Here is an 11,857-nt window from a genome sequence, read left to right as displayed (position 1 = left end):
CTGGTACGCCTACAGGGGGCAGGTCACCGCTGCGTTGGATGCGGTAAATCTCACAAAGGAGACTGACATGGCACAACTTGGAAGACTCGATTGGTACGACATTGCGCGCACGACCAACTGGACCCCGAAGTACGTCAAAGAGTCCGAACTTTTCCCGCCCGAACTCTCGGGTGACATGGGCATTCCCATGGCGGATTGGGAGACGTACGACGAACCGTACAAACAGTCCTATCCCGAATACGTCAAGGTCCAGCGCGAGAAAGACGCAGGCGCCTACTCAGTCAAGGCCGCTCTTGAGCGCAGCAAGATGTTCGAGAACGCCGACCCGGGCTGGCTGAGCGTCCTCAAGGCCCATTATGGCGCGATTGCGCGCGCTGAATATGCCGCGGCATCGGCTGAGTCACGCATGGCACGATTCGCCAAAGCACCCGGTCAACGCAATATGGCCACGCTGGGCATGATGGACGAGATTCGCCATGGCCAGATTCAGCTCTTTTTCCCGCACGAGTACGTATCCAAGGATAGGCAGTTCGATTGGGCGTTCAAAGCCTATGACACGAACGAGTGGGCCGCAATCGCTGCCCGCCATATGTTCGACGACATGATGAGCACTCGCAGTGCTGTTGGCGTGGGGCTGATGCTGACTTTCGCTTTCGAGACCGGTTTCACCAATATGCAGTTCCTGGGTCTGGCCAGCGACGCTGCCGAAGCGGGGGATTGGACGTTCTCGAACCTCATCTCCAGCGTCCAGACCGATGAATCCCGACATGCCCAGATCGGCGGCCCATTGATTCCAATTTTGATCAAGAACGGCAAAAAAGCGGACGCTCAGCGCATGGTTGATATCGCTTTCTGGCGTTCCTGGAAGCTGTTCTCGGTGCTGACTGGCCCGATCATGGACTACTACACGCCGCTTGCACATCGCAAGCAGTCGTTCAAGGAGTTCATGCAGGAGTGGATCGTTGGACAATTCGAGCGCTCCATCCTTGACCTTGGCCTTGATCGGCCTTGGTACTGGGAGAAGTTTCTGGAAGAACTCGACTCCCTGCACCACGGCCAGCATCTGGGGGTGTGGTTCTGGCGACCGACAGTCTGGTGGAACCCCGCTGCGGGTGTGACCCCGGATGAGCGCGCATGGCTGGAAGAAAAATATCCAGGCTGGAACGCCACCTGGGGCAGTAACTGGGATGTCATCATCGGCAATCTGGTGGCCGGAAAGCGCGAACTGACTTATCCCGAGACGCTGCCGGTGGTCTGCAATATGTGCAATCTGCCGATCAATGGGACCCCTGGTGAGGCCTGGAAGGTACGTGATTTCCCGCTGGAGCACAAGGGCCGCTGGTATCACTTCTGTTCCGAAGGATGCAAGTGGTGCTTCGAGCAAGAGCCCGAGCGCTATGAAGGCCACATGACTCTGACCGATCGGTTCCTTGCTGGCATGGTCCAACCGATGAACCTAGCCGGCGGTCTGCAGTACATGGGCCTGGCCCCGGGCGAAATTGGTGACGACGCCCACGGCTATGCATGGGTCGAGGCCTACCGCGACAAAGCCAAAGTCGCTTAGCCAGTCCAGATGGAAACCAACTACTGCCCAGCTATCCGTCGCGGTGGCTGGGCCTGAAACACCCTCAAGGAGACATGTGATGGCGCTTTTCCCGCTGAATTCAAATTTCCAGGGCGATTTCGTCCTTCAACTCTTGCCAGTAGACACCGAAAACACGATGGATGAAGTGGCGGCGGCCGCCGCCCATCATTCCGTGGGCAGGCGTGTGGCCCCTCGACCCGGCAACTTGATGCGTGTGCGTCGTCAAGGCTCGGCTGCGCTTCTTCCACGCACCATGACTGTGGCGCAATCCGGGCTGCTGCCGATGGAATGCATCGAAGTGGTTTGGGAAGCGTCAGGCCATTGAATCCGGAGCAAACCGAGATGGCATTCAAAAAGATCTGCACCCTCGACGACCTTTGGGAAGGCGAGATGGAGTCTTTCGAAATCGATGGACAAGAGGTGGTGGTTGTTCGTATCGAGGGCGGGGACATCAAAGTCTATCAGGGCATTTGCCCCCACCAGGATATTCCATTGATTGAAGGAAAATTCGACGGCAAAACACTGATTTGTCGTGCTCACCAGTGGGTATTCGACGCCTGCTCGGGCCAAGGTATCAACCCCGGCGACTGCAAACTGGCAAGTTACCCGATCAAGATTGAAGGCGAAGACGTGTATATCGACACGGCCGATATCAAACCCTTATTTGCCCATAGCTGAATCGTTTCGCCCCGGAATCTCAACAGGAGACATCATGAGCAACGCAGCAACAAATTATGATAACAACGTGGTCGGCCCCGTTTTACGCCAGGGGGATGTGGCCAAGGCCGTCGCTGATGCGGCTGAAACTGATAATCCCGGAAAAAAATCAACATCTCCGATATGGTGGCCTACATCCGCGTTCAAACCGATGGCGAAATGACCATCCGCAGATCAACGATCGAGGAAATGCTCGGACGTCCTTTCAAGATGAACGACTTGGAGATTAATCTCGCATCGTTCGCGGGACGCATAGAGACCGATCCAGAATATGTGCGCTTTTATTTTGTGAAGCATCTTTGACATCTATATCAGGAGACAAACATGAGTGAAGTCGAAGTACTCAAGCCGTTGAAGACCTGGAGCCACCTAGCCGGGCGGCGGCGCAAACCCAGCGAATATGAAATCGTCTCCGTTGGACTGCATTACAACGACCGCGATGAGAACGCACCATTCGAGTTGGACCCGAATCTGTTCATGGCGCGCTGGTATAAACAGTACCGTAATGCGAGCCCATTAAAGCACCACGACTGGAATGCCTTCCGAGATCCCGACGAGTTGGTCTATCGGACGTACAACATGTTGCAGGATGGACAGGAAACCTATGTTTTCGGCCTCCTGGATCAGTTCAACGAAAGGGAGCACGACAAAGCCCTCGACCTGACCTGGGCTGGGACATTGGCACGCCTGTACACGCCCGGGAGATATCTATTCCATGCCTTGCAAATGGCGTCGGCTTATCTGATGCAGATGGCGCCCGCCAGCACGATCACCAACTGTGCCGCATTTCAGGCGGCCGACTCGATGCGCTGGCTTAGCCACGTGGCTTACCGAACCCAAGAATTATCCTTGACTTTCAAGGATAAGGGGTTTGGTCGTGATGAGCGCCATTACTGGGAAGCTGACCTCGCTTGGCAAGGATTCCGTGAACTCATCGAAAAAACCCTCATCGCCTGGGATTGGGGTGAAGCCTTCGTGGCATTGAACCTCGTGGTCAAACCGGCGGTCGAAGAGGCCGTGATACGCAAGCTGGGCGAATCAGCACGCCACAACGGCGATACCTTGTTGGGCATGCTTACCGATGCCCAATTGGTGGATGCTACGCGTCACCGCCGCTGGGCCGGCGCGTTGGTGAAGATGGCGCTGGACGTGCCGGGGAATGATGCCGTGATCAGGGGTTGGATCGCCAAGTGGGAACCCCTGGCGAATAAAGCCATTGAGGCCTATTGTGCCGCCCTGCCGGACGTGGCCGATGCCACCGCCAGCTCGATCGAGGCGACCCGTGCGTATCGGCGGTCTCTCAATATCTAGGCGTCGCGACACCTTCATCCAGATCGATCTGCCGAGCAGGGTCGGACAGCGTATCGACTCTGCCGTATCACATGAGATGAGTCATGCCAGCAATTGAGATCGTCGCTGATGAATTGGGCGTGTCCTTTCAGCAGAACGGAAAAGACACCGTTCTCAGGGCTGCACTACGGGCGGGGATTGGGTTTCCCTATGAGTGCAACTCAGGCGGGTGTGGAAGCTGCAAGTTTGATCTGCTCGAAGGCGATGTCGAGCAGATCTGGCCTGAAGCTCCAGGCTTGACCGAGCGGGATCGTCGCAAAGGGCGTCTGCTTGCATGCCAATGCCGCGCCCGGACGGACCTTCGTATCAAGATCCGCCCAGGTTCTGAATACCAATCCAAAATTCAACCACAACGACAACCGGCGTGTTTCATTGGGCAAGAAGCCATCACGCATGACATCCGCGAGTTTCGCTTCGCAGCGGATCGGCCTGCCCGGTTTCAGGCCGGGCAATACGCGATTCTGGATATTCCAGGCGTGTCAAGTCCACGCGCTTACTCGATGTCTAACCTTCCCAACGAAGAAGGTGAGTGGCATTTTCAAGTGCGCAGGGTGCCGGAAGGGCAGGCTACGAGTCGTCTTTTTCATCACCTCCGGGAAGGGGATGAAATCGAAATCGACGGTCCTTACGGGCTCGCGGCTTTACGTGAGGACAACGGCCGGGACATTGTTTGCGTTGCGGGGGGATCTGGGCTGGCACCCATGGTCTCAATAGCGCGCGGAGCGTCAACAAAAGGACTTTTGACGAAGCGTCATCTGCATTTTTTTTACGGAGGCCGCACCCCTCGTGACATCTGCGGTGAAACTTTTCTGAAAGTACTCCCCGAATACGGGATAAAAATCCATTATTACCCAGTTGTTTCACTACCCGAGCAAGATTTGGGCATTGATTGGAAGGGGGAAACAGGCTTTGTTCACGACGTCGTGCGCAAGGTTTTGGGGGGGAGTATGCCGGATTTCGAGTTTTATTTTGCCGGGCCTCCACCTATGACACGAACCCTTCAGGAAATGTTGATGGTTGGTTATCGCGTACCCTTTGAGCAGGTGCACTTCGATCGATTCTTTTAATTGCAATAGCGTCGTATCGGCGCTGGGAAATTCTTGATTCATCCAACAAGGCAGTGATCGGAGTAGGAATGACAGTCACCCATCACCCCCTCGACAGATCTGTACGTGCGGCGCTACCGCATACGGCTCCTGGCTTGGGTCGTGGCGATCAGACGCTGGTTCGGGTACGGGTGGCAGATGTGCGAGATCGGCAGCCAGTCCGCTATCAAGTCCGCCCTGAAAAACTCGCAAGATGTTGATTTGTTGAATAAAATGAGCGAATTTCCGGGCCTGGATTTGCAGCTCTATTTGTCGGAGGCCGCGGTTTCTTGCAGATTTCGCCGAGGGTTCGATGGCTCCACATTCCCCGCAGGCGCCGGCGCCGGACATGTTCCGGCCCCGGCTCGATGAGCAGATCAACCTGAAGCACCCACTGGTGCGCCTGGCCGGGTTGATCGACTGGGAGGAGATCCACCGCAGCTTCGCCGGGCACTTCCGTTCGGGCCGAGGCCGACCGGCCTTGTCGCCGCGCCTGGTCGCCGGGCTGCTGTACTTGCAGCACGCCTTCGACGCCTCGGACGAGGCCGTGGTCAACACCTGGGTGGAGAACCCGTACTGGCAGTTCTTCACGGGCGAGGTCTACCTGCAGACCGAGTTGCCGATCGATCCGTCGAGCCTGACGCGCTGGCGCAAGCGCATCGGCGAGGAAGGCGTCGAGACGCTGCTGGCACTGACCATTGAGGCGGCGCGCAAGGCCGGGATGATCGGCAAGACCAGTGTGGACCGTGTCATCGTCGACACGACCGTGATGCCCAAGGCCATCGCGCACCCGACCGACAGCCGCCTGCTCGAGCGCGCCCGCGAGCACATGGTCAAGCTCGCCGACGAGGGCGGCCTCAACCTGCGGCAGAACTACAACCGGCAGGCGCCGAGGCTGGCCACCCAGGTCGGCCGCTACGCCCATGCCAAGCAGTACAAGCGCATGCGGAAGACGCTGCGTACTCTGCGCGGCCGGGTCGGTCGCGTGCACCGCGAGATCGGGCGCAAGGTGCATGAGTTCCCTGAGGCGATGCAGGACAAGGCGCAGGACCTGTTGCAGCGCGCCGGTCGCATCCTGACGCAGAAGACCAAAGACAAGAACAAGCTGTACGCCTTGCACGCGCCCGAGGTCGAGTGCATCTCCAAGGGCAAGGCGCGCACCCCCTACGAGTTCGGGGTCAAGGTCACGGTGGCGACCACGCTGAAGGAAGGGCTGGTCGTGGGCATGCGCTCGATGCCGGGCAACCCCTACGACGGTCACACCCTGGCCGAGACCCTGGAGCAGGTCGGAATCCTCGCCGACGCCAGGCCGAAGATCGCCATCGTCGACAAGGGTTACCGCGGCGTCGACATCGACGGCGTGCGCATCCTGCGCTCCGGGCAAAAACGCGGACTGACGCGGACACTGCACGCGATGATCAAGCGGCGCAGCGCGATCGAGCCGAGCATCGGCCACATGAAGACCGATGGCCGCCTGGGCCGCAATCCGCTCAAGGGCGCCCTGGGCGACGCCCTGCACGCCGTGATGTGCGGCGCCGGCCACAACATCCGCCTGCTGCTGAAGAAGCTGCGGCTTCTTTGTGCCCAAATCCTTGCCGAGCTCGAAGCCTGGCTGGCGGCAACCGCCGACCACGCAATCAGCAAAAGGCCCCTGGCTGCCTGACGAGACCATTGTTCAGGACGGACTATCAAGCGACGCATTCGAGACACGCGCAGGCGTTGGGTCTGGCTGCGGCGGCACAACATGCGGTGCCACAGTCGACCCACCTGGTAGCGGAATGCCCTCAGCCGGAGCCCGCTGTTGGGCACACCGAGGTACCGGCCATGCCCAGTCACCACCGCACGCAGGTACTGGCCCTGCTGTGGGATGGGATGGTGCATGCGTCGTTTGAGCTCGATCTTGACCGCCTGCAGTTTGGCTCGCAGGCGTTTGGCACTGGTGAGCCGCAGCACGATGAGCTTGCCCTTCCTGGTGTTGCGGCAGCAATGCGTGAAGCCCAGGAAGTCGAAGGTCTGCGGTTTGCCCTTTTCCTCGCGGTGTCGGTTCCAGGCGTAGCGCCCGAACTCGATCAGCCGCGTCTTGTCCGGGTGCAACCTCAACCCGAACTGGCCCAGCCGTTGTGCTACGGCGCGCTAGAAGCGCACGGCGTTGTCGCGGAACTGGAACCCGGCAACCCAATCGTCGGCGTCGCGCACGACGATCACGTCACCCCCGGTTTGGTGCCACCGCCACTGCTCGATGAATCTCACCAGCAGGTCGTGTTCGATGGCTAAACCTTCAACGGATGAAACTTCCATTCACAACAACTCGCCGGTTTTGATCGGCGCACAGGAGCACAGCAATGAAAGCAGGCGTTTATTTCGGCCCGAAGGACATCCGTTGCACCCATGTGCCTGATGCGGTATTACGTGAGGATCATGCGGTTCTCGTTCGCATGGTGGCGACGTCCATCTGTGGCTCGGATCTCCACATTTACCGGGGAGTTCTGGATCCCATCATGGACAAGGGCAAGTCACAAACCGGGCATGAATTGATCGGCGAGGTTGTCCAGGCAGGAAAGTGTGTGGGCCGCTTCAAGGCTGGTGATCGCATCAGCATGGCGTATTCCTGCTCTTGTGGCGAATGCTATATGTGTCATGTCGGGCAAACGGCGCATTGCGAAACAACCCAAAAGGCGGTTTATGGTTTCGGCCGTGCGTTCGGGAATCTGAACGGCACACATGCCGAGGCACTCGTGTTGCCCCATGCTGACGCACACGCCATCAAGGTACCCAGTGCAATTTCAGATGCTGCCGCACTGACCCTTTCTTGCAATCTACCCACCGCAGTGATTGCCAACCACCTCGCCGATATTCAGCCAGGAGAAACCGTGGCATTGGTCGGTTGCGGGCCCAGCGGTCTCATGGCGTTGGACGTTGCCTTGCAGCGTGCCCCTGGGCGTGTCGTGGCTCTAGACAAGGTCGCGCACAGACTCGCATGGGCGCGCGTACGTGGGGCACTTGCCGTGGACGTGAATCAAGCCGATTGGAAGGAAAGGGCCATGGCAGAAACGGGTGGGCGGGGTTTCGACAAGGTCATCGAAATGGTCGGTCTTCCAGAAAGTCTTCAGATGTGCTTGGACATCGTTCGCCCCGGTGGAACCATCGCAGCACTGGGCGTCTTTACCGACGACAAATTCAACTTGAACCTCGCAGACGTGTTCTTGCGGGACATCACTTTGCACATGAATGGGTTCGCTAATGTGCAACCGTTCATGTGGGAAGCTCTACGTTTGCTGGAAAGCGGCATCATCGATCCAAGCAAACTCTTTTCCCACGAATTCAAGCTCGATCAACTCGACGATGCATTTAAAACCTTTTTCGAGAAATCAGGAGGTGTAAACAAAGTGCTGATTCGTTCTTGATTAGCACACGATTTGCGACTTGTGTGGATGTCTAGCCAAAAGTGAAACACTCGACAACGGCTCTATTGGCTAAAACCATTGAGCCATCTTTAATGTATTTACCATTTATAGATTATAATATAGGAGACGAATCATGATTCAGGCGGTTAAATTTTCAATATTGGCTGTCGCTATTTCGGCCAGCATGGGCAGCGCTGCCCATGCACAGAACAATCCTTGGTGGGTCCGCGTAGGTCCGGCGGCAGTTAATTTTAGCGCCAGTGCAGTTGTTAAGGCTGGAGGCAATGTTGTTCCCGGCGCAAGTGCGAATGCTGACACCAATTACACACTTGCAGTTGAGATCGGGCGAAATCTGACACCCAACTGGGCTCTTGGGCTTACGCTCGGGCTACCACCAACAGCAAAGCTATACGGAACCGGGACTGCGGCTCCTCTCGGAGAACTCGGCCGTGTTCAGTATGGCCCTGCCGTTCTCTCACTTCAATATCAATTTGATGGTCTTGGTGCTTGGCAGCCTTATTTGGGCTTGGGTATCAACCGAACCATCATACTTGATGCCCCTGATGGAACATTGAAGTCATTGAATGTGGAAAGTGCTTGGGGCTCAGTGATTCAAGCAGGAACTGAATACAATTTTTCTAAAAAAATGTTCGCTTTCGTTGATCTGAAGAAAATATTCCTTAAAACGAATGCCACGGGCACGCTCGGAGGAGCGCCAACTCAAGCTCGTGTGACACTGAATCCGCTCATCACGACTATCGGACTAGGTTGGCGATTTTAAGTTTTTGTAGGCCGCTCAGCCAAGGCCGTCGGTTTGAGACTCAGCGCAGCAACGAGGAGATCAACGAACTAGAGAAACGCTGATTTAATCGATAGGCCAGCTTTCGGACAACGTTAACCCGTTGATTCGGCAGGGCATGACTGTTCTGGCGTAGACGTCATTCCGATTAAATCAGTGTTTCCCTTGGGTTTTTCGTTGGAATCAAGCCGGCGTTTCTGAGATCACTTAAATTCCGAACGCGACCTACGGCGCAACATCGGGTTGGCGCTCTCCATTTCTTTGTTTAAATATTTATCGGCGCTTCGGAAACGCTGAAGAAATAACATCTTGGGGGGGCGAAATTATTGCGGCACGTCGTTTTTCTGTCGAAATAATTGGGGGGGTAAATGAATCAAGATCTGCTTCTGCATATGGCAGATGACGCGCAAGATTAAGGAGGATGATCGACTGAAGGGCATACCAGTGGTCATCCACTCGTCGCTAACAGGCCAAGCCAATGAAGAGCACGCTCGACGCGTTGGCGCCGAAGGTTACGTGGCGAAATTCGTGGGTGACGAACTCGCGGCTGCCCTGCAGGCCACGTTGTTGCAAGGTGCTCCAGGCGCAGGCTGATAACCCCGGACTCCTGCAATGTGGGCAAGGAGGTTTGCCTCCTAACTTTACCATCATGGTTCTTCCCCAACTATTCGCCGAAGAGATCTACGGGCCCGCCGTGGTTCCGTTGTTGCGTGCTTTTCACTTGCAGGCGTCGGAGATCACGCGCACATTTGCAGCACGCTTCTACGATTCGCTGATGCAGGCGCAGGAGACGCAATCGCTGCTCGCGCTGCTGACCCCTGACGAATTCCGGCACCTGCAAGCCCGGCAGACGTCTCACCTGCTGATGCTGTTGGATCCGGAACTCGAGGAACCGGCGCATCGAGCCCATGCGAAGGCGGTAGGCCGAGTCCATGGCTTGGTAGGGGTCGACATGATGTGGCTGATCGACGCCTACAATCTGTATCAGCAGGCCCTGCATGGTGCGCTACTGGCTCTCCCGCTGGCGGATCAGCGTAGTCTGCAACGGCTGCTGGACCGACGATTGATGGTCGACTTGCAGGCCCAGAGCGTTGGATATCAGCAGATCGATACGGAATTGGCGCTGGTGCTGGCCGAGATCCAGCAAGCAGCTCTTCTGGCACGTAGCACCACCGACCTGTACCAGGACGTGCTCAAGGCGATTTGCTCGGTCGACGGCGTCCTGGCAGCCAACGTGGGGCGCCTTGGCCCGCAAGGGGTCCTCGAGGTCGAAGCCCTCGACGGCTCGATGGCCCAGACGCATATCAACGCGTTCCGCGCGGGGGCCGCCCCGGCCATCCGAATTCTGCATGACGCGGCTGGTGATGACGCAGATCCCGCGACACGTGCGTGGAAGACTGGGCAGGTTGTCTCCGCTGACGCCTACATGCTCGATCCATCCGTCGAGCCATGGAGACAGCTTGGTGCCAGCCTGGGCTTTCGCTCCAGCGTTGCCATTCCCCTTGTCGATGAGGCAGGCCAGACCTTTGCACTGCTCAGCATCTACAGCAGGTGGCCGGGATTCTTCCGGGCACATGGCCGGCTACTGTTCCTGCAACACATTCAGCAGACATTCAGCCTGGCGGCGCTTCGCCACGTCCAGGGTAATGTAATCCCGCATGATCGACGGCGCCATTTCAGTCGATTGATCGAGGCTGATCGCATGGTCCTGCTGTACCAACCCATCATCGATTTGCGATCGGGCAAACTGAAGAAGGTCGAGGCGCTGGGAAGGCTAGTGGACGCGGATGGTTCACTTATCCCGCCTGCCGCATTCCTGCCCACACTGGGGAACCGAGACCTGCTGCGGCTGTTCGAATTCGGCATCGCGCAAATCTGCAGGGACTTGCGAAGCTGGCATTCACAGGGCCAGAAGCTTTCGGTGTCGCTGAACTTTCCACCGCAGGGCATTGGCGACCCCGAGTACCACGAGGCGCTGTTTCGCACGCTCGAGCAGACGGGGACCGATACCGAGTTGATCGAATTGGAAATCCTGGAATCGCCGGAATTCAAGGACCAGAACAACCGGGATACCTTCCTGCACAACCTCAAGCTGCTGGGTATTCGCCTGATCCAGGACGATCTTGGCGCTGGGCACAGCTCGCTGCTGCGCATGGACAGCATGCCCTTCGACGAGGTGAAGATTGACCAAGGGCTTGTGCGCCGCGCCGCGCGCAAGCATCCGCACCGCGCCTTCGGATTCATCTACTACCTGACGCAACTCGCGCACGAGCTCGGCGCATTGGTGACCGTGGAGGGCCTGGAGAATCCAGGTCTCATTGAGGCCGCGCTGATCATGGGCGCGGACAGCGGGCAAGGCTACGGGATCGCACGCCCGATGCCAGCCGAGGACATCGCCGCCTGGGCATGCAGCTTTCGCCCCGAGGTGGATCCCCTGAACCCGAGGACAGCCTGGGGCGCCCTGGCCGGCTACCTGCTTTGGGACCGCGAACTGAAGGCGCTCGACCCTTGGCCTCAGCTCATCGAGGAATTCGTGCGCGCTCCGTGCCGAGTTCAACGTTTCATCGAGCGCAAGGCCCCGGCGACTTCTTCCTTGCAGCAGCTTCTGGACCGGAACCATTCCGTTGCTATGCACGGGTCAGCAGGCAGGATGTACCGTTTGACGCGCCGTGCTGTCATCAACGCGCTCGCCGAAGAGGGAAAGCTTGCAGCGGGCGACCACGATGACTGAGCGTGCGCGCGAATTGCGCGGGGCTCGCAGTGCAGTACGTGACGACGAAGACTGGCAAAAAAGCCTTCGACAGGTTGCAGGTATTCATAACCGAAACTCGCGCCAAAAGTCATCGAGCGCGAGACAAGGTTGAAGTAGCGTTCCGCCGAGATGATGGGCGCGATGTGCCGCGGCCTCCCGAGATAA

At 57.7% G+C, this 11,857-nt stretch carries 12 protein-coding genes and 1 pseudogene; all 13 read left to right on the top strand.

What is annotated here, in order from left to right:
* Positions 1–67 precede the first annotated feature (67 nt).
* The 13 genes and pseudogenes from THIARS_RS16035 (at position 68) to THIARS_RS15980 (ending at position 11,671) form a co-directional block, all read left to right on the top strand.
* Positions 68–1,564, top strand: coding sequence for a YHS domain-containing protein (locus THIARS_RS16035; RefSeq protein WP_094161768.1), 1,497 nt, complete (start codon positions 68–70; stop codon positions 1,562–1,564).
* 79 nt (positions 1,565–1,643) lie between these two features.
* Positions 1,644–1,910: a toluene-4-monooxygenase system B family protein gene (locus THIARS_RS16030; protein WP_094161767.1), complete on the top strand. Its 267-nt coding sequence runs from the start codon at positions 1,644–1,646 to the stop codon at positions 1,908–1,910.
* A 17-nt stretch (positions 1,911–1,927) separates the two neighbouring features.
* Entirely contained in the window at positions 1,928–2,263 is a 336-nt protein-coding gene (locus THIARS_RS16025; protein WP_094162189.1) for a monooxygenase system ferredoxin subunit, read from the top strand.
* Between the two features lie 34 nt (positions 2,264–2,297).
* Positions 2,298–2,465, top strand: coding sequence for a hypothetical protein (locus THIARS_RS19305; protein ID WP_425444255.1), 168 nt, complete (start codon positions 2,298–2,300; stop codon positions 2,463–2,465).
* Positions 2,426–2,605, top strand: coding sequence for an MmoB/DmpM family protein (locus THIARS_RS19300; RefSeq protein ID WP_425444254.1), 180 nt, complete (start codon positions 2,426–2,428; stop codon positions 2,603–2,605). The genes THIARS_RS19305 and THIARS_RS19300 overlap by 40 nt, the downstream gene beginning before the upstream one ends.
* 21 nt (positions 2,606–2,626) lie before the next feature.
* The gene (locus tag THIARS_RS16015) at positions 2,627–3,613 is read left to right on the top strand and encodes an aromatic/alkene monooxygenase hydroxylase subunit beta (RefSeq protein ID WP_094161766.1); all 987 of its coding nucleotides are present in this window, start codon (positions 2,627–2,629) and stop codon (positions 3,611–3,613) included.
* An 83-nt stretch (positions 3,614–3,696) separates the two neighbouring features.
* Complete coding sequence (locus THIARS_RS16010) at positions 3,697–4,719, top strand: 2Fe-2S iron-sulfur cluster-binding protein (RefSeq protein ID WP_094161765.1); 1,023 nt, start codon at positions 3,697–3,699, stop codon at positions 4,717–4,719.
* A 331-nt stretch (positions 4,720–5,050) separates the two neighbouring features.
* Positions 5,051–6,400 (top strand): IS5 family transposase, encoded by a 1,350-nt coding sequence (locus tag THIARS_RS16005; protein WP_094161764.1) that lies wholly within the window; start codon positions 5,051–5,053, stop codon positions 6,398–6,400.
* Positions 6,401–6,561: 161 nt separating this feature from the next.
* A complete protein-coding gene (locus THIARS_RS16000; RefSeq protein WP_141202447.1) occupies positions 6,562–7,011 on the top strand; it encodes a hypothetical protein in 450 nt (149 codons plus the stop codon).
* Between the two features lie 68 nt (positions 7,012–7,079).
* On the top strand, positions 7,080–8,141 hold the full coding sequence (locus tag THIARS_RS15995; protein WP_094161762.1) for an alcohol dehydrogenase catalytic domain-containing protein: 1,062 nt from the start codon (positions 7,080–7,082) through the stop codon (positions 8,139–8,141).
* 133 nt (positions 8,142–8,274) lie between these two features.
* Positions 8,275–8,922 carry an OmpW/AlkL family protein gene (locus THIARS_RS15990; protein WP_094161761.1) on the top strand — a complete coding sequence of 216 codons (648 nt, stop codon included), beginning with the start codon at positions 8,275–8,277 and terminating at the stop codon, positions 8,920–8,922.
* Positions 8,923–9,339: 417 nt separating this feature from the next.
* Positions 9,340–9,534: pseudogene (locus THIARS_RS15985) on the top strand (response regulator); the annotation flags it as partial.
* A 55-nt stretch (positions 9,535–9,589) separates the two neighbouring features.
* Positions 9,590–11,671 (top strand): EAL domain-containing protein, encoded by a 2,082-nt coding sequence (locus THIARS_RS15980; protein ID WP_186436716.1) that lies wholly within the window; start codon positions 9,590–9,592, stop codon positions 11,669–11,671.
* Positions 11,672–11,857: the final 186 nt, after the last annotated feature.

The sequence above is a fragment of the Thiomonas delicata genome (assembly GCF_900088825.1).
Classification (GTDB): domain Bacteria; phylum Pseudomonadota; class Gammaproteobacteria; order Burkholderiales; family Burkholderiaceae_C; genus Thiomonas_A; species Thiomonas_A delicata.
This window is presented reverse-complemented; position numbering and strand designations above follow the sequence as displayed.